The organism is Anaerococcus senegalensis JC48 (assembly GCF_000321005.1).
Classification (GTDB): domain Bacteria; phylum Bacillota; class Clostridia; order Tissierellales; family Peptoniphilaceae; genus Anaerococcus; species Anaerococcus senegalensis.
On sequence record NZ_HE578907.1, the window covers coordinates 719,383 to 737,205 of the forward strand.

Sequence of the window (17,823 nt, forward strand, 5' to 3'; positions counted from 1 at the left end):
AAATCCTACCACATTTAAGGTAGGAAATTTCGCAGTCGGCTTTAGCACGACCAGTTCACTATATCTACAATAATTATACCACACAAAAAAAAGACCACCAGCAAAAGCCAGTGGTCATTGTAGAAAATTTCGTAAACACCATATGCTGCTTACCTATCAATAATATTATACTATTTTCATTTATCAACTTCATCTTCTATGCCGTTTGAGATATATTCATCTAAATCGCCTAACGCTTCATTTAAAAGTTGTTTTCCCTCATCTCCTAATACCTTCAAAATTGATTCAAACACTTCATCTCTTACTTCTTTGCCAAATGAAGGTGTAAAAGTCCCATCATCTTTCGCATTATCAACTATTACTTGTTTTGCTGCTCCCACGGCTTTTCCTATAATCTTATTTAACCTGTCTAGGGTATAATTTACCCTTTCATTTTTTATTTCTTTTGTATATTCTTTACTATAATTTAAAAAAGTAATTATGCTATATACAATAGCAACAGCTAACATTCCAATTATAAACATTTTTAAATTATTATCCATATTATCTCCTTTTTATCCACTAAAAAAGCGACTACAAATGTAATCGCTTAAAACTTATATACTTAATTTATAAACTGCTAATTGATTTAATGATATACCTTCATCTTCTGCTTCTTCTGATAATTTTTTATGAAGAGATTTAGGTATTCTTACATTAAATTTTCCAGAATAATTTTTATCAACTGGTTCTGGTATTTTGTCCCCATCTTCAATCATTAGTTCTAAATTTGTTTCTAATATTTCCATCACAAGATCATAACATTCATCTAAAGTATCTCCATGACCTCTTACCTCTGGTATTTCTTGAATACAGCCTAGATAATAACTTCCACTCTCATCATTCACCTTTTTAACTTTAAAATTCCATGGTAAAGATAAATAATATTTTAAATCTTTCATTTTTTTAAAAGTATTTGACTTCCAAAGGGGAAATTATTCCCCTTCTTCAATTATTTTAAGTATATCATCAACTTGATATTTTTTAACTGGGTTATTTGTTAAAACCAAGTTAAAAACTTTTCCGTCAGATTTCCTTTTGAAAATTTGATGACTACCTGCATTGTTCTTCCTTTTATCAAAATTTAACCAGCCTAGCATTTTTTCAATTTCATCCGGACTAATATTTCTAGGACTTGCTTTCATTTTCTTGATAAGCTTATCTTTTTTAGTCAAATACTTTTCACCTCCCTTGTGATATTATAGTACCATATATGATACTATAAGTCAATCAAAACTTAATCCAAGGTGTCGTATCTCCACTTAATCTCCTACAAGCAACATATCTTCTTTCTCCAGAACTTGCTCCAATGTAGGAAATCCATCTGTAACCATCACCCTCCCAGACTTGGTCGTAATGTATTGGTTTATTTTTTTGATATTGTGCAACAATAGGAGCATTAGTATTAGGAGCTGACCTAACGTTACATACGTCTAGAGTTATACCCGTCCAGTTTTCATACTTGATAAATTTCGGACTTGCATTTGAACTTGTACTTGCTTTCTTTATTTCTGGATATACTTGTTTTCCGCTACTATCATAAACCTTAAATCCGTTCTTTTTCGCCAAATCTATGGCACTATTTAAGTTTTTAAAAGCCCCCTTTTGACTTTTACTATCTCCCCAAGATTTTCTTACACGATAAATATTATTAGATGTACTTTTACCACTTCCACCCCTCAATCTTTTGTTTACCTCGTTAGCAATATAGGTAAATTTGCTACCAAGATAAGGGCCAGGGCAAGAAGTTTGTGCATACCATCTATGCATTTGCAATACTCCGTCTGTGCCTCCAGTATAGGTACAATTTTTAATACCGTTACGCCTACAAATATCCGTAACTAAATCTATTAGAGTATTTAAAACTCTATCACTTACAAGCCAATTTCCACCATATTGAGAATTTGAAACCTCTATTGTTACAGCCCTGTTATCACACCAAGCAGAAGATGTCGTCCATGCCCTGTTACATTCGTCTACCACTAAAACTATCCTATTATCATTACCTATCCCATAGTTGCAAGACGCTTGTCTTGATGTAGACTTAAAAACACTACCAATACCAGCAGCTGTCAAAACTCCAGCTGTATGATGGATAGCTATTTTTGTAATTGGATGTGTACGCCTACCACTATGATTAGGACTATAATCTGGAAAACTAACTAAACTACTATTACTCATAATTCCTCCTTATACTTAAAAAGGACTAGCATAATACTAGTCCCCTATTTTTTTAAATTTCTTACTTCTTCCTTAATTTCTTCCGCCATTTCCTTGGTTGCCAATTCCTTGGTAGTGGAATGTAATAAGTCAATCTTATCATCAATCCTATCCACCTTAGAATTTAAATCATCAAAACTTTGTTTACTATCGCAAGAATGCTTATTTAAGCTCGTTTTGTACAAATCCAGCCCTGATGTATTTTTAGCAATGATTTCCGTTAGTTTATCATTAATTTCATTACTTCTTTCAAATTGCTTATCTTGATTTTTTTGCCAAACTCTTCTGTCTGAAATATAAAAATACAAAAATAAACCTGCTATAACTATCAAGATTCCATATTCACTTATTGCCTTTGCTAACTCTAACACAATTTTCTCACTTCCTTTCTAATATATAAAAAAGAGAGCTTACACTCCCTTAATTATTCAGCTACTTCTTCCCAACCATCAGCAAATTGTTCTGGACTAAAGGTATTTGCGTCTATCTTAGATTTATAAACTTTTCCATTAAATAAAACTTTATCCCCTTTATTATAGGCGTCATGGGCTCCTGTTGGTTGCTTAAACTCTGCTACTACCTCTGTTGTACTTCCATCTTCATTCTTGATTTCTACGCTTAAATATTCTTTATATAAGGCTGGGGTTGATTCTGGTAGCCATGTTGTTTGACTTCTATGTGCTTGTATTACTTCATATACCTTGTCCTTATAAGTAAATTTCTCGTTTTCTTCATATTCTTTTCCCACTTGATAAGGCTTATATTGATTAAGGATATTTTCTTGTTGCTCTTTGCTTAAATCCTTAGATAAAACAAGGGTCTCAAAGGCTGTTTTTATTTCCTTTTTAAGTTCTGCTACAATATTATCTAACTTATTAATAGCTATATTTGGATTTACTTCTTTTGCTATTTCATTAAGTCCAAGCTCAATCAAAAGGCTGTCGCCCTCATTTCTTTTATCCCCTTTTAAAAAGATAATAAAATCCCTCCAAGGATTCTCTTGTTGGATTCTTACTTGTGTTTCATTTTTTCCCTCATAGTATTCTTTTGCTTTTAATTCGTACATAATCGCTCCTTTTTTGTATTAAAATAGAGAGGTTTATCCTCTCTTTATTTTTATAGATTTATCTTTATTATCTGCTTCTTTATCTGTTTCTTTGTCCTTTCCAAGTTTATTTTCCAATTCTTCTATTTTTCTTTTTAAACTTCTGTTTTCCACTTCCAACATAACAGAAGTGTGATTGGCTTCTGCTAATTTATCAATGTAAATTTGTGTTAAATCTTCCATAATTTATCTCCTATTTTAATCTATTTTTGTTTTAACATCTTTACCACCAGATGCATAATATCTATATAGACCACCTCTTTGAAAAATATAGCCTGCTTTTGTATCGTGTGGTTTTATTTTTAAAGTATCACCATCTGGAACTAACTCCCAATTACCTATTCTAATAGAATTTCTTAAACAATTTACATTTTCGTGGAAAATTATAGGTGTAATTCCTCCATTTCCTGTATAGTTCCATTTATCGCAAGTAATATATGAATGGAATAATTTATCTTCATTTTTCCAGTACATTATTCCAGTATAACCAGTTTGATAGTGGAATAAATTTACAGCTATTACTTTATCTTCATTAAGGATTTTAGTTGTCCTTAAACCACCAAAAGTTTTGTCTTGCCATCTATTATCTCTAAAAGTAACTTGGTTGTAATCTATTTTTACACCAACATCATCACTATTATTAAGAGTTTGAAAACTTCCTTTTACATTTACATAAGATCCATTAAAATCTATCTTGTTAGCTTGTATTTTGTAGCTATCAAATTCTTGTTTTACTAGGGAAGCAAAGCCGTCTTTGGAAACTTTAGTTTCTATTTTTTTGTCTGTTTGTTCAATGCTAGTTTTTGTACGAGTTATTTCTTGTTTTATATCACCTATACTAGTCTTAACACTCCCAACTTCTTTACTTATCTTTTGGTCTGTTTGGGTTTTAGTAGAGTAGTTGTTAATGACATAATTTTTAATTCCAGTTTCTATCTTCGTATCGGCATCTGCCATATCTTTTTTAAGGTTTACAAAACTTCTTTCTGTGGTTTCACTTAAAGAGCTTACACTTGCTTTTATGTTGTTATTTTCAACTTTAAAATCACTCTCGACTTTAATTAATTTCCTGCTTATTTCTTCGCTTTCTTCCTTGCCTGCTTTTATTGCATCATCAACATCTGCATAACATGGCGTCCACTCTATGGATGGTATATCTCCTCTAGTTAGAGTTGCCCATTCTATGGATGTCGTTATTTTATCTTGGCTTTGATTAGAAGTCATATTATATAAATATATACTTGGTGGATTTGTTTGTTCGTAATGTTTTTGCCCCCAAGATACATTTATAAATGTTTTCCAAGGAAATGTATAAGATATTAATTTATAATCATCTTCTTTAATTACCTCTTTGTAATTAAGGTTTATTGCACTCCCACTGTTATATATCCATAGACTTGACTTTCTATCAACTTTAACTTTCATAGTAAATGTTACTATTTCATTATCTTTTAAAGTTTCACAAACATCCCAAATTATAGTCGGATAATCTTTATTAGATACAGGAACATTGGAATTTCTCAAAAGATTTTGTCCGATTTTACCAGTTTTTCCATCTTTACCGTCAATTCCATCTTTACCCGGTATACCTTGTTTACCAGTATCTCCTTTGTCGCCTTTTTCTCCATCTTTAATATTATCTAACCTTGTATAGGCTTCTGCTTTTAGTCCTTTATAACTAACAACAACTTTACTCGCTATATATTCGTATCGCCTATCTATATTACCCCAAGAATCATATATTGTAGACTTTTGCCATTCTCCATCGCCAAAGCAATTATATACTTCGGTATTAGAACTATCTAATTCTATATCTTCTCCATCATATTTAGCTTGTATTATCCTTTTAACATCTTTTGTCTTATAATTTCTAAATTCACCTTCGAGCCATACCTCTACTGTCAAGGTGTGTCCGTCTTTTCCATCAAGACCAGGCACTCCTCGTTTTCCAGGCTCACCCTTATCACCCTTGTTACCCTTGACAAGTTGCCAAGTATATTTTTTAGGGTAGCTAGAATCTTCCTTGATGTAGTCTGTATAAGTTCCTATATATAACTTTTCCCCAGCTTGACTTGTGGAAAAATCTTTGCTTCCGTCTGATGAGTTTGCCCAAGCTGTATGAAAATATGGTGTTTTACCATCTTTTCCAGCCTTTCCTGGTATTCCATTTACTCCATCTTTGCCTATTTTACTCACAGAATATCCAGTTTCTGAAGTATTATCAGTATAATTCCACACTGTTTTTGTCCACAAATAAACACCAGGACTTGTATTTGGTATGCTACTAGACCAACCATTAGTAGGTGCAGAAGTACCATTTGTAGAATTAGCATAAGTTATAGTTGTAGATTTTATTCCTACACCATCTTTTCCCGCAATACCATCTTTACCATTGTTACCATCTTTAGCAATATAAGTCTTCGTATATCCAGTTTCAGAAGTATTATCAGTGTATCCCCACACAGTCTTTGTCCATAAATACTTACCTTTTACCAAACTAGGTACTGTTTTAGTCCAGCTAGTAGGCTCATTCGTTTCAGAATTAGACAAGCCGTAGGAAATATCTGTGGATTTTAATCCAACACCATTTTTGCCTGCAACTCCATCTTTTCCATCATCACCTTTAAATAACGACCATTCATATTTTTTTGGATCTTTAGAATCTTCCTTCACAAAATCTGTATAAAAACCAATATATTTTTTACCACTTGTTGCTGTTTGAGTAAATCCAACAACTCCATCTTTACTGTCCGCATAGGCAAAGTGCATATAAGATGTTTTACCATCAGCTCCAGGTTTTCCTGGCATTCCGTCTTTTCCGTCTTTACCAGGCACGCCATTTACACCGTCTTTACCTTTTAAAGCTTCTTGGATTTCTTTGTCTTCTAGAATGTCATCTTTAGATATTTTTTTGTCTAAACCATCTTTTATTTCGCTAAAATCTTTACTATTTTTAAGGTCTATATCTACATTTCTAAAATGTAAAGTTCCACCATCCCAATACATACTGTAATTATCGGCATTTTTACCAATGAGAAATGTACCATCTTCCAAATTCCAGCGTACATTTCCACCAAGTATAGTTCCAGCTACTAATAAATCAGCAACAAATCCTTTACCAGTTCCAAAGGTTCTAAAGTTCCAATCTCCATTAGATTTTTTACTATCGGCAATAGCTAAAGTTCCTGCTCCAACATATATCACCCTTTGTGGATTATTATCTATTTCCCTATCAAAGCTGTAATATCCTGCTGGTAGTCCGTACTTATTACCTTTTTTTAGCTCATAGTTATATCCATCTCGATTAAAAGTTGCTTGGGTAATACCGTCGGTTACCTTATCTACAAAAGAGCTTTTAAGGTCAGTTTCAGTTTCTTTTAGCCTATTTTCTAAAGCATTTAGATTATCACTAACAATCTTTTCTCTGTCGGCGGGACTTTGGACTAATTTATCCCCAAATTCAACTTCTAAAGTTTCATTCAATAAGTTTCTATGTGCCTTATATATCCTTGTTCTGTAATAAAAATCTAAATCTTTTCGTATTATTCTTACAATATCGCCAACATTTGTTCTCGATCTTTTAGATATTTTTGTCTTAAATTGTACAAGAGGGCGTGAAACTTTTACTAAAAAATTATATCCAGCCTTTATCAATTCCTTTGGGTCTTCAATATCTTCAAAAATCTGTACCCTTGTTCTTGCTTCGCCATCAGAAAATCCAAACTTATTTGTCATTTCTTTAAGTTCAAGGTATTCTTGTCCCTTTGGTTTATCTATTGGGTCGCCCTTGGCTTTTTCCCATACTGCATCATCAATTTTTATTCTTCTTCCATATCCATCTGTCGGTTTTCCTTCTTCATCTACCTTTTCTTCACCTTTTCCCCTTGGGATAACTCTTGTATAAACCTCAGATACATCAACTTCTTTTACAACTTCAAGGGCATTAGATCCATAGACAAATCTTTCTCCTGTATCTTCTCCCCTAAAACCTAATAAATCTATATATCTTCCAGTTATTTTATTTCCATCAAAAGTTAGGTAAAAATGTAAATCTAAATTCCAAGTTTTAATAATTTTTGATAAAGCTTCAAGCCTTGTGCAATCGTAAAAATTTGTAGATAATAGTTCACTATCATCTACCCTACCAACTTTCCATCTTGACCCTGCTAGTGCTATATCTAAGGCTGTACTCGCCTTTACCCTGTCTGGTCTTTTGTCCCTTATATATCCATAAGATTTTAATTCATCATAGATTATATGGACTGCTTGGTAATTAACCGTATTGTCGTCCGATCCAGAATTAATAAGCCTATACATTTGTATTTTTTGATAATCTTCCATATCCTTATGGGCAACATACTCTATATCTTCCATCTTATCGTTAGAATCAATAAATACTGCAAATTCCAAGGTCATCAGCTTATTTAATTCTTCATGTTGGATTGAAGATTCAATTTCATCAGAAGCTAACTCATCTATTAAATTTTCGTTTTTATCAAATAAATATAACATCAATAGCTCCTTAATTTGTACTTAATCTCATAATCACAAGCACTAGATAAGAGGATTGTGTCTTTTGGATTTACAAAAAAGTCTTCAAAATCGCTCATCAAGTCCATAGCTGGCATTAAATTCCTGCCATTTAATAGGCACTTTTGCTCTTCTAATAAAATATTAATCCTATTATTGGATTTAAAAAGATAAGAAAAAATAGTTTTTCCATTTCCATTCATATTTTCAAAAGTAAATTTATTAGAATCGGAATTCAAAACAAATTTCATTTCTAAAATATCAATTTCTTCTTTAAAATCTGGCATTTCAATTTCTTTTCCATTTCCTTTTAAAACATAAGTTTCAATACTTGTTTTCATTGGATCTACACAAAGAATTTTAAAAGTAGAAATCACAGAATTTCTATTCTCTTTAAAACTTCCGATTTCTGTTATTGTTCCTGTGTAATAAAAAGTAGGGTCATCAGTCCAAGTCCATTTCGCTTCTTCTTGGTGCAAAATAGTTGTAAATTTAGATAAAAGCTCCCTAAATAATTCATTTGTCTTAGCTTCCAACAAAAACTCAACTTCTATAACTACACTTTGAATGTCAGAACTAAAAAACTTATTATTTCCAGCCTTATTAGATTTGCTTTTAGTAGATTTAGATCCAGCATTTCTCCTTGCAGAAAACTTTAAAGTTTCAATATCTCTACCAAATACAGACCTACCAGATACATTTAAAGTTCTGTATCCATCTAGTTCTGTATCTAAATTAAATCCATTAATAATAGTTTGGATAGAGGCATAACTTTTAAGGTTAGCCTCGTTTGTATCAATAAACTTATATCCCAAAGTTTGCCTCCAATCTTAAATCTTTTCCTTGTTCTTGGGTTATATCCCTAGATATAGCCCTAAATTCATTATTTCCAAGCCTTAAATTAATAACTAATGGCATTGCTTTGCTATTAGTATTAAAATCGCTAAAAGAAGAATTTAAACCAGTATCTACACCCTTAATAGTGTTAGATAATCCATCGACTGCATTGTTAACATATCTTTTAGATTTTTCTAATCCTACTGCAAGACCTTCACCTGCATAAGAACCTAGATTCATCAAAACCCTGGAAGGAGAATGGATTCTTAATGCTGATCTAATTCTTGCAGAAACAGAAGCCGCAATTGATGAAGCAAGCCCCATTATTGAGCCTCTTGTGCTTGCAAGTCCGCTATAAAATCCCATTCCAGCATTATATCCAGCACTTCTCATTCCACCTACAGATGAGTTCATAATCGATATAAGCCTATTTCTCATACTACTAGCAAGGCTTGTTGTCCTATTACAAGCGGAAGAATATGCACTTGCCATAGAATTTCCAGCTTGTCTTGTTTTACTTACTACAGCATTCCACATAGAAGTATTTAAGGATTTTAACCTACTAGAATAAGATGTAAATTTGCTTTGTAGCTTACTTATATTGCTAGAAAAGGCAGAATAATTTCTATTTAAAGCTGATTTAGATTGAGAATTAAACCTATTCCACATATTGGAGTTAGTAGATATAAACCTACTAGCAAAACGTGAAAATGAAGAATTAACACGATTATTCATATTTGAAATACTAACAACAATTTTATTAGTTCCTGATGTAACAGTTGAACTAATTCTATTAAATGCAGAAGAAAATCTACTAGCTAAATTACTAAGTCCAGACGTAGAAACACTATTAATTCTAGAAATAGAAGATGTAAAAGATGTTACTATTTTTTGTAAATTGCTATCAACTCCCTTGCCTAGTGCATTAAAAGCATTTGTAAAAGAATTAGATACATTCATCAAAATAGTATCTGTCTTAGCTGGCAAAGTTCCTAGCCTCATTTCAAAATTAGCATTGATAGTTTCCATTCCACTTGTTACAGCAGTATTTGCTTGTTGCGTAGATGATGTAATTCTATTTGCCAAATCTTCATATTGCCCTGATGTCGCCTCGTTTGTATTAGTAGCATCCGCAGGTAACTTTGTATTTAAACCATCAAATTTACTATTAGCTCCATCAACACCACGACTGATAGAATTAAGCATATTATTAGCCATTTGGTCTGTTTGACCTGATACATTAGTATTCATTTCAGAAGCTTTTATCGTCAAGTTTCCCTTTGTTAGCTCGCCTTTTTCTTGGACTGTTCTAACAATCTGATCCATGCTCATTCCAGTAGCATTAGCCATTTCTTGTAGTTTTATTTGAGTTTCTTGACTCATCATTGCCATTTCTGATGTAAATCCGATTTTTGCTTGATTTGCGTTTTGTTGGAATTTAGGTCCAAGACTCTGTGTCATTATATCAAGCGTACTGCTTAAACTATTCATTTCTGTTTCTACATCAGTTTTTGTATTTGTCGCTTCTTCTTTTCCTGGACTAAATATATTTTTGAAAAATCCTTTAACACCAGATACAAGACTTCCAGCAATATTTCCTAAAGCTCCTAGGATTGACTTACCTAGAGCCATAACTATTTCAACTCCAGCTAAAACAATTTGTGGAATAGCTTGTACAATTCCTTTTATTAGTTCAAAAATTATTTTTATACCTGATCCTAATAATTGAGGTGCTGATTGTCCTATACCATCAATAAAACCTGCTATTATTCTTCCAGCAGTTGCAATTATCATAGGTATGTTTTGCACAATTCCTACTATCAATTGACCTATTAAAGTTACACCAGCAACTATTAATCTAGGTAAATTTTGCATAACCCCTTGTAAAAATGATCCAACTACCAATAAAGCAGATTGAATAAGCTTACCTGCATTATTTCCTACACTTTGTACTAAAGCAATTACTATATTTGTTCCAGCAGTTAAAATAGCAGGTAAATTTGCCGCCAATGCTTGGGCAAAGTGATTAACAAGAGTTGCCCCTTGATTTACAAAATCAGGAATTTTACTTGCAATTCCATTTCCTAAATTAGTTATTATTTCAGGGCCTTTTGTTTTTGCAACTTCTAATAATTTATCAATTTGTGTACCAAATTTAGAATACAAAAGTCCAAGCCCAGCTAATGCTATACCAATTACAGCAGCAGGAAATAATGCTTGCATACCTATATTTGCTAAAGATACGGCTTTTCCTACCATAGGACTTAATTTTGCTAACTTAGCACCCACAGTTAAAACTGATAATTCTGTTTTCTTTGCTAAAGAGCTTAAAGCTCCCCCAGTAAAACTATTTAAAGCACTACTAGCACTACCAGAAAACATCTTAAAGGCATTGCCGACTTGACTTAAAACACCAATAACAGGAGATAAAGTTTTTGTTATCTTGCCACCTATCAATAAAACTGGTCCAATAGCAGCCAAAAGACCACCGATTTTTAATACCATCTCTCCTATAGCTTTTTTTGAAGAATCTGATAAATCAAACCATTTTGAAGCAAGATCATTAACCTTATCAACCATATCTTTAAGAGCTGGTGCAACAATGGAAAATATATCCTTCGCTATATTTCCAAGAGTATTTTTAAAGGTCGTTAATTTAGCGTGTAAAGTTTTCCAAGCTTCTGCCGCTTCTTTTGCCAAATCATTTCCATGATTATAAGCGTCATTTGATTGTTTTATAGCCTCTGATAATAATTCATGGTTTTGAGCTAAAGATTTAACAGCATTAGATTCTCTTACGCCTTTAATTCCCAACATATCCAAAATTTGGTTCATGTTCCCACCGGATTTTGAAGCACTATCAAGACCTTTCATCAAATCTTCTAAAGCCTCTGTAGGTTTTGATTTCCATTTAGCAGCAAAATCTTCTGCACTCATTCCTGCAACCTTTGCAAAGTTTTGTAATTTTTCACCACCACTTGCTACAGCCTTATCAACTTTTGTCATTACTGTAGACATGGCAGTTCCACCTGCTTCTGCTTCAATTCCAACAGCAGACATCGCAGTAGCAAGGCCCAATACATTTGGCGTTGTTATCCCTACAAGCCTTGATGAGGCAGCAAGTCTAGAAGACATATTCATTATTTCAGCTTCGCTTGTAGCAAAGTTATTTCCCAGCCTAACTACAGAGTTTCCGACTTGTCTTATATTTTTACCAACATCAATTCCCATTACATTGGCAAATCTTGCCATTTGTTTGGCACCTTCTTCTCCTGCAAGGTTGGTTGCAGAACCCATTTCAGCCATAACTCTTGTAAATTCTAACAAGTCTTTTTTGCCATGGATTCCTAATTGCCCAGCAGTTTCTGATAAGCCTAAAAGATCTTTTGTCGATACAGGGATAACAGATGACATTTTTGCAATATCATCTCCAAAACCTTTTAAATCATCACCAGTCATACCTGTTGTTTTACCAACTCCTACAAGTCCAGTTTCAAACTCTGAAAATTGCTTACCTGCATAAGTAAAAGCAGCACCTAATGGTAAAGTTAGTTTTGTAGTCAAACTTTTCCCAATACTTTCAGTTGCACTTCCAATCTTAGAAGCAACTCCACTTACTTTTCCAGCTTGTGTTTGCAATTTCTCGACTGCCTTAGTAGCTTGATTAAATTTAGAGGTAAATCCTGAATCAACCGCCGAAAGAATGGCTTCAACTCTATAACTCATATTATTTACCACCTTTCTTTTCGTAATTTCTTACATTAATAGCGATATTTCTTAATCTATCAAAGGTATCATCATCTTCCGTTTCTTCTCCAAGAACCTTTCTTTCAGCCTTTTCATAATCAAAGACATCTTTAATATCTTTAACCACGTAATAAGTCTTTTTGCCCTTAGTTTCAGTTTCCTCTAGCTTTCTTTTTAAAAGTTCATTCTCAATAAAATCTCTCTTTTTATCAATTTCTCTTAATCTAAAAGCAGTAAAAATTGTGTAAAAATCAACCAAGGTCATTTTTTCAAGTTCTTTTATGCTCTCGGCAAAATATCTCAAACCTTCAATAATTAAGTCCTTATAGAGTAAAGGCTCTATTTGTTTTTCTTTTCCTCTTCCTTTTCCGCTTTCTTCATGCTCTCCACTACTTGTAAGGCTTTCTTCTTGGTCGCTGATTGAGTTTTCAATTGCTCTAAAAAATCATCACACAACTTTCCTAAATCTTCGTGATTATCTAAATATTCTTCAATATCCTTATCACTTGGCTTTTTATCTAAAGTTGCAGTCGCTGCCTTTATAAGCTCTGGCAAGATTAAAACATCACCTGTATATAAAGCAGTTGTAGCATTTTCAATTCCTAATCTAATATCAATGCCGTTTGTATTTTTTGATCTATTCTTTGATATCTCTCTACAAAATTTAAGACCAAAATTTAATTCATAATCATTTCCATTTATTGTTAAATTCATATAATCTCCTTAAAATTTATAAAATAAAAAGGACACTTTTTTAGTGTCCTTCTCTTCCAGTTGTTTCTGCCTTGTCATCAAAGATAGTTACATCTCTAAAAGCATAAAGAATTGCTTTTTCTTGGTCTTTGCTTATAGTTGCAAATCCATCTTGTGGTATTCCATCTATTTTCATTGTTGTAGAGATTTCAGCCAAATCTTCAACATTTGCTGGCATTTCCCAAGATTCAAGTTTTCCTTGCATATATTTAGCTGGGTATTTTCCTTCTTTAGCTTCTCCTGCCAAGTCGATTTCCCAACATTCCAATACTTTTTGTTCAACCACTGATTTTTTTAACATCTCATTTACTTCGTCGTGGCTTGCGATAGCGTTTATTTCCAAAGACACTTCAATTCCACCGTTTGATGTAATTGCTCCGTCTTTTGTTTGTGTTGTATCAACGTTGTTTTCGTATGATAAAGTATGTTCAGTTTGCAAAGCTAATTTTGTAGCTTTTTCTTTTTTAGCATTTTCTAAAAGTCTAAACATCAAGATCTTATCTTTTCCATAAATTGCTTTTATCATCTTTTCACTCCTTAATAAAATTTATAAGTTAGGTTCAAAACTCCATGCCAAAGAGTGTCATTCGTTGAATTATCAGCTAAAACTCTTGTAGAGCCATCAAGCAAAATCCAGACGTGTGGGTCTGTAAACTTGTGGCAAGCAAGACTGATTTTTTGGCACATTGTTTCGCATTCTTTTCTCGATTCTTTTCTCGTCCATATGTGTATAAAAATAGAGGCCTGACCCAAAGAAAAAGACTTAGTGGCTTTCGGTTTAAGGTCGACCTCTCCTAATACAACAAAAGGGTATGCAGTTCCCTCTTTTGGTAAAAAGGGGTAACAGTCATACCCTAGCTCTTGTATTCTTTTAAAAATTAGATCGTATATTTCTTGATTCATCACTTGTCCATTTTTCCCAAATCCTCTATAAATCCACTTTCTACACTATCTAAAGCAGGCTTCACAAAAGGTTCTGCCTCCATGTATCTTGTTCCATATTCAACATAGGCTGCATACTCAGTATTAGGAGCTACAACAACAGTCAATCCACTATCGATTGTTTCTAATCCTATAGATCTTTTAGTATCTCCGTGAGAATATCCTTTAACGAATATCTTTCCTGGCTCTGCGTTGTCTTTCATTGCCTTTTGCAATTTTGCCCCGTGCTTTTTAACAGTTTTTCTTGCAAATTCAAGGTCTTTTATTTGGGATAAGTGCTTAGTCAATAAATCAGTACCTTTTATAGATATCTTCATATTTCCCCCACTATATATCCTGTCTTTTGCCTAAAATCTTCCTTGGCTAAAACCTTGTATTTTTTATCCTTTAAAATCACATAATCATAGTCAGGACTTTTTCCCTTAACTACCAAACTAATTGCACCAACATCAACCTTAGAAAATAATTCGTTTTGTTCTTTGAGGCTCACCGACCTATAAGAGCAATATTTTATTTCCCTTGTTTCTGTAGCTTCCATGCCGCCAATTTGAGGGTTATATTTTTCTTCGCCCTTTTTGATAAAAATAACTTTTGTATCAAATCTCATAAGAGCTTCACTCCCCATTTGGCTTGTAGGCCACTAGAATTTTTTGCATAGTCAATGCACTTGTTGAGTAATTTATCTTCATAATTTGGATCATAGGATTCAGTTCCTGCTGTCTTAGATTCACTCGTCATTCCCTCAGAACCTATTTTGTTGAATCTAAAGATGGTGAGTTCTACAAGAATATAATTAAGCTCGTCAGGTATTTCTTTTAGGACTAAAAAAGGACTCATTACATCAATCATTTTTGCTTTTTGCAAATCTTCGATTGACTGTATCAAGTCCCTATCAATATCGCCTATTAAATTTTCATACATTTTTAAATTATTCATACTCACCACCTATTTTCCTATGCTGCTGGACTAGCTTCTTTTGGTGCTTCTTTAATATTAAATTTAAAAACTCCGTCAGTTCTTTCAGCAAATAATTTAATTGCATACATAGCGTAAGTTGATACAGACATTCTGTCTTTTTCAACTTCTCTTGTAATTCCTATAATTCCTGTTGTATCAGTTGTAAAGCCAAATCCAGCCTTGCCGATTTCTCCACCAGATACATTTGCATAAGCAAGATTTAAGTTTTCAGGTGCTGTCGCATACATTGTGCCTTTTGGTATTTGGCTTGTAACAATAGTTACTGTTGTATTCATAAAGTTTGTTAAATAAGTCAATCCAAATGCGGTTTGAACTGATATATTTTGCTTAGATAAATAATCAGATACATCTAAAGGATTTACAAAAACAATAGTTCCTGCTCCTTCTCCTGCAAATGCTGTATTAACATTTCCCCAAGCCTTGGCAAATCCATCTTGAACCCCAAAGGCGTCTGCTGTTTTCTTTGTAGATTTAACTTGGGTAAATAAATCATTTCTGATATTTTCTTGAATTTGTCTTGTCATAAGATCATCAGTATCAGCAACAGCAACTGCAAATCCTCTTTTTTGGATTTCTTCTGCTGGTACTAATTTTCTATACTTGTTATATTCCAATGTGTAAGTTTTGTCTGGTTCTCTTTTAGTTGTAGAAAGAGGGATAACATCTCCTGGTGCTACTTTTCCATCAGCAAGTGTTACAGAAGATTTGTAGGTTTTAATAGTATCCCCTATATTCATTTTTGTAGCTCTTTGAATCCCTAACATCTCTTTTAAAGATTCGATTTGATTTCCAAAAACATTGACAAAATCTTGGTCTGCAACTTGTAAATAGTTGCTTGCATTCATAGTATTTTCTAATGCTGCCATAATTTCCTCCTAATTAAATAATTCTGGGTGATTAAGCATGGCCTCGCGTCTTTTGACAGCGTCTTTAATACCTAAAATTTCACTTCTTTGACCTTGGCTTGACTTAACACCTGTTTTTTTAACTTCTGGACTTTTGCCCTTTAGTCTTTCATTCACTTCTTTTTCCACCAAGTCTTTTAACATGTCAGAAAAATCTTTCACATTTTCTTTTGTAGATTCTGCCTCATCTGTTATTAAGTTATTGACTAAATCATCTGAAATATTAAATCCTTCCTCAACCAACATATTTTTAGCAACCTTTGCCATAGCTGATTGATTTTCTTTTTTTCTGTATGCTGCAATTTCCTCTTCGTACTTTTTGAGCTTATATTGCAACTTTTCATCTTCATTCATCTTTTCAAGCCTTCTGGCTTCTTCAAGCTCTTTTATTTTTTCATCTTGTTGTTTTTGCCACTTAGCTTTCTTTTCCTTGATAATTTCGTCTACTTGTTCATCAGAATATTTCTTTTCAGGCTCTTTATTCTCAGCCTTTTTTTCTTTTGTTTCTTCAATTTCTTCTGTAGTTTCTTCAACTTGGTTTTTAGTATCTTCTGCCATATTTACCTCCATAATTTAAAGTTGTAATGCTTAACTATCCTTAAAGTTTTACGTCATTAAAGCTTGGACAATAAAAAAATCGAACGATTAACGCACGATTAATTCATCTTTTAAACAATTCATAAAAATAGCAGCTAACACATCCACTACGATTGCATTACCTGCCTGTTTGTATAATTGACTATCGCTATTTACTTTTTGAGCCTTATAAAAATCTTCATCATCAATTCCCATAAGTCGCCAACATTCTAAAGGTGTAAGTTTTCTTATCCTTAAATCATCTGCAACAACACCTCTGTTATCACCACAAGTTAATGTCTGTATACTGTCTTTTTGAACTCTACCTCTTCTATTTTTACAATTAGGATTGATCAGATCTATACCATCTCCAGGATAAGCTTTTAAATAACCTTTCTTTGTAGAATTTTTAATTGGTATACAAGGTTGTTTTACCCTACCCCCAGTATGAGTTTGAATGATTTTAGGTTCAACAATAACATCATCATCTTTAATAATTTTAATCAATTGCCTAACCCTATCGTTAGATAAATAATATTTTTCGTCTACTTTATCTTCTAAAAAATCTTTTAATCTTGTTTTAAGTATTTGTTTTTCAGGGAATTTATATTCTTCATCACCTAGTATAGATACACAAAATACTCTCTCTCTATTTTGAGGGACCCCATAATCTTTAGCATTGAGAACTTTCCAATAATTTTTATATCCTATATCTTCTAAAGTCTTTAACCAAGTATTAAAACCTTCTATATTCTTTTTAAAAGTCAAAGCTTTTACATTTTCCATCAAAAGATATTTAGGCTTTTTATTTTTAATTATTCTTTCACATTCCCAAAGAAGAGAACTTCTTGTACCACTATCCTTACCAAATCCAGCTTGTTTGCCAGCCATTGATATATCTTGACAAGGAAAAGAGTATGTAAATAAATCAAAATCTGGTAAGTTATCGGGATTTATTTTACTTATATCACCATAATTATTTACTTTTCCATGTATTTGTTCATAAGATTTTAAAGCAAACTTATCTATTTCGCTTATCCCAACTACTTCATAATCAATATCTATTCTTTTTAAAGCCATGGCTTGCGTTCCTACACCAGCAAAAGCTTCAAATAATCTTATCATTTTATCTCCTAGCAATCCCTTTATTAACGTTCCTATACATAGGTTTACGGTTAAGAGATTTAAATT

General features: G+C 32.7%; 20 protein-coding genes. All 20 read right to left on the reverse strand.

The features are described 5' to 3' along the window. Positions 1-176 precede the first annotated feature (176 nt). The 20 genes from ASHG_RS03570 to ASHG_RS03665 all read right to left on the reverse strand — a co-directional run bounded on the left by ASHG_RS03570 (position 177) and on the right by ASHG_RS03665 (position 17,757). On the reverse strand, positions 177-542 hold the full coding sequence (locus ASHG_RS03570) for a hypothetical protein (protein WP_040397568.1): 366 nt from the start codon (positions 540-542) through the stop codon (positions 177-179). Positions 543-596: 54 nt separating this feature from the next. Beyond that, entirely contained in the window at positions 597-941 is a 345-nt protein-coding gene (locus ASHG_RS03575; protein WP_040397570.1) for a type II toxin-antitoxin system HicB family antitoxin, read from the reverse strand. A 33-nt stretch (positions 942-974) separates the two neighbouring features. Beyond that, positions 975-1,214, reverse strand: coding sequence for a hypothetical protein (locus tag ASHG_RS03580; RefSeq protein WP_040397571.1), 240 nt, complete (start codon positions 1,212-1,214; stop codon positions 975-977). Between the two features lie 55 nt (positions 1,215-1,269). Further along, the gene (locus ASHG_RS03585) at positions 1,270-2,220 is read right to left on the reverse strand and encodes an N-acetylmuramoyl-L-alanine amidase (protein ID WP_040397572.1); all 951 of its coding nucleotides are present in this window, start codon (positions 2,218-2,220) and stop codon (positions 1,270-1,272) included. A 44-nt stretch (positions 2,221-2,264) separates the two neighbouring features. Then, positions 2,265-2,630 (reverse strand): hypothetical protein, encoded by a 366-nt coding sequence (locus ASHG_RS03590; protein WP_040397573.1) that lies wholly within the window; start codon positions 2,628-2,630, stop codon positions 2,265-2,267. Between the two features lie 53 nt (positions 2,631-2,683). Continuing rightward, the gene (locus tag ASHG_RS03595) at positions 2,684-3,325 is read right to left on the reverse strand and encodes a carbohydrate-binding protein (RefSeq protein ID WP_040397574.1); all 642 of its coding nucleotides are present in this window, start codon (positions 3,323-3,325) and stop codon (positions 2,684-2,686) included. Between the two features lie 33 nt (positions 3,326-3,358). Further along, the gene (locus ASHG_RS03600) at positions 3,359-3,547 is read right to left on the reverse strand and encodes a hypothetical protein (RefSeq protein WP_040397576.1); all 189 of its coding nucleotides are present in this window, start codon (positions 3,545-3,547) and stop codon (positions 3,359-3,361) included. A gap of 15 nt (positions 3,548-3,562) precedes the next feature. Continuing rightward, positions 3,563-7,876, reverse strand: coding sequence for a phage tail spike protein (locus tag ASHG_RS08730; protein ID WP_051145875.1), 4,314 nt, complete (start codon positions 7,874-7,876; stop codon positions 3,563-3,565). Continuing rightward, positions 7,876-8,709 carry a distal tail protein Dit gene (locus ASHG_RS03610; protein WP_040397578.1) on the reverse strand — a complete coding sequence of 278 codons (834 nt, stop codon included), beginning with the start codon at positions 8,707-8,709 and terminating at the stop codon, positions 7,876-7,878. Before ASHG_RS03610 ends, ASHG_RS08730 begins: the two co-directional genes overlap by 1 nt. Further along, a complete protein-coding gene (locus ASHG_RS03615; RefSeq protein ID WP_040397579.1) occupies positions 8,699-12,457 on the reverse strand; it encodes a phage tail tape measure protein in 3,759 nt (1,252 codons plus the stop codon). The genes ASHG_RS03610 and ASHG_RS03615 overlap by 11 nt, the downstream gene beginning before the upstream one ends. A 1-nt stretch (position 12,458) precedes the next feature. Next, a complete protein-coding gene (locus tag ASHG_RS03620) occupies positions 12,459-12,782 on the reverse strand; it encodes a hypothetical protein (RefSeq protein WP_040397580.1) in 324 nt (107 codons plus the stop codon). 35 nt (positions 12,783-12,817) lie between these two features. Further along, a complete protein-coding gene (locus ASHG_RS03625) occupies positions 12,818-13,192 on the reverse strand; it encodes a tail assembly chaperone (protein ID WP_040397581.1) in 375 nt (124 codons plus the stop codon). 40 nt (positions 13,193-13,232) lie between these two features. Continuing rightward, on the reverse strand, positions 13,233-13,757 hold the full coding sequence (locus ASHG_RS03630; RefSeq protein WP_040397582.1) for a phage major tail protein, TP901-1 family: 525 nt from the start codon (positions 13,755-13,757) through the stop codon (positions 13,233-13,235). 11 nt (positions 13,758-13,768) lie between these two features. Continuing rightward, positions 13,769-14,134 (reverse strand): tail completion protein gp17, encoded by a 366-nt coding sequence (gene gp17, locus ASHG_RS03635; protein WP_040397583.1) that lies wholly within the window; start codon positions 14,132-14,134, stop codon positions 13,769-13,771. Then, positions 14,134-14,490, reverse strand: a complete 357-nt coding sequence (locus ASHG_RS03640) for an HK97-gp10 family putative phage morphogenesis protein (RefSeq protein ID WP_040397584.1) — start codon at positions 14,488-14,490, stop codon at positions 14,134-14,136. The genes gp17 and ASHG_RS03640 overlap by 1 nt, the downstream gene beginning before the upstream one ends. Beyond that, positions 14,487-14,780, reverse strand: coding sequence for a hypothetical protein (locus ASHG_RS03645; RefSeq protein ID WP_040397585.1), 294 nt, complete (start codon positions 14,778-14,780; stop codon positions 14,487-14,489). Before ASHG_RS03645 ends, ASHG_RS03640 begins: the two co-directional genes overlap by 4 nt. Further along, the gene (locus tag ASHG_RS03650) at positions 14,777-15,109 is read right to left on the reverse strand and encodes a phage head-tail connector protein (protein WP_040397586.1); all 333 of its coding nucleotides are present in this window, start codon (positions 15,107-15,109) and stop codon (positions 14,777-14,779) included. The genes ASHG_RS03645 and ASHG_RS03650 overlap by 4 nt, the downstream gene beginning before the upstream one ends. 17 nt (positions 15,110-15,126) lie before the next feature. Beyond that, on the reverse strand, positions 15,127-16,017 hold the full coding sequence (locus ASHG_RS03655; RefSeq protein ID WP_040397587.1) for a hypothetical protein: 891 nt from the start codon (positions 16,015-16,017) through the stop codon (positions 15,127-15,129). Positions 16,018-16,026: 9 nt separating this feature from the next. Then, positions 16,027-16,614, reverse strand: a complete 588-nt coding sequence (locus ASHG_RS03660) for a DUF4355 domain-containing protein (RefSeq protein WP_040397588.1) — start codon at positions 16,612-16,614, stop codon at positions 16,027-16,029. An 87-nt stretch (positions 16,615-16,701) separates the two neighbouring features. Then, positions 16,702-17,757 (reverse strand): DNA cytosine methyltransferase, encoded by a 1,056-nt coding sequence (locus ASHG_RS03665; RefSeq protein ID WP_051145876.1) that lies wholly within the window; start codon positions 17,755-17,757, stop codon positions 16,702-16,704. Positions 17,758-17,823: the final 66 nt, after the last annotated feature.

What these genes read in the sequence shown, in the direction of transcription:
- ASHG_RS03625 (WP_040397581.1), bottom strand. Translation starts at nt 13,192, where the DNA reads ATGAATTTAACAATAAATGGAAATGATTATGAATTAAATTTTGGTCTT.
- ASHG_RS03600 (WP_040397576.1), bottom strand. Translation starts at nt 3,547, where the DNA reads ATGGAAGATTTAACACAAATTTACATTGATAAATTAGCAGAAGCCAAT.
- ASHG_RS03665 (WP_051145876.1), bottom strand. Translation starts at nt 17,757, where the DNA reads ATGATAAGATTATTTGAAGCTTTTGCTGGTGTAGGAACGCAAGCCATG.
- ASHG_RS03570 (WP_040397568.1), bottom strand. Translation starts at nt 542, where the DNA reads ATGGATAATAATTTAAAAATGTTTATAATTGGAATGTTAGCTGTTGCT.
- gp17 (WP_040397583.1), bottom strand. Translation starts at nt 14,134, where the DNA reads ATGAATCAAGAAATATACGATCTAATTTTTAAAAGAATACAAGAGCTA.
- ASHG_RS03645 (WP_040397585.1), bottom strand. Translation starts at nt 14,780, where the DNA reads ATGAGATTTGATACAAAAGTTATTTTTATCAAAAAGGGCGAAGAAAAA.
- ASHG_RS03660 (WP_040397588.1), bottom strand. Translation starts at nt 16,614, where the DNA reads ATGGCAGAAGATACTAAAAACCAAGTTGAAGAAACTACAGAAGAAATT.
- ASHG_RS03650 (WP_040397586.1), bottom strand. Translation starts at nt 15,109, where the DNA reads ATGAATAATTTAAAAATGTATGAAAATTTAATAGGCGATATTGATAGG.
- ASHG_RS03655 (WP_040397587.1), bottom strand. Translation starts at nt 16,017, where the DNA reads ATGGCAGCATTAGAAAATACTATGAATGCAAGCAACTATTTACAAGTT.
- ASHG_RS03595 (WP_040397574.1), bottom strand. Translation starts at nt 3,325, where the DNA reads ATGTACGAATTAAAAGCAAAAGAATACTATGAGGGAAAAAATGAAACA.
- ASHG_RS03585 (WP_040397572.1), bottom strand. Translation starts at nt 2,220, where the DNA reads ATGAGTAATAGTAGTTTAGTTAGTTTTCCAGATTATAGTCCTAATCAT.
- ASHG_RS08730 (WP_051145875.1), bottom strand. Translation starts at nt 7,876, where the DNA reads ATGTTATATTTATTTGATAAAAACGAAAATTTAATAGATGAGTTAGCT.
- ASHG_RS03630 (WP_040397582.1), bottom strand. Translation starts at nt 13,757, where the DNA reads ATGATAAAAGCAATTTATGGAAAAGATAAGATCTTGATGTTTAGACTT.
- ASHG_RS03615 (WP_040397579.1), bottom strand. Translation starts at nt 12,457, where the DNA reads ATGAGTTATAGAGTTGAAGCCATTCTTTCGGCGGTTGATTCAGGATTT.
- ASHG_RS03575 (WP_040397570.1), bottom strand. Translation starts at nt 941, where the DNA reads ATGAAAGATTTAAAATATTATTTATCTTTACCATGGAATTTTAAAGTT.
- ASHG_RS03640 (WP_040397584.1), bottom strand. Translation starts at nt 14,490, where the DNA reads ATGAAGATATCTATAAAAGGTACTGATTTATTGACTAAGCACTTATCC.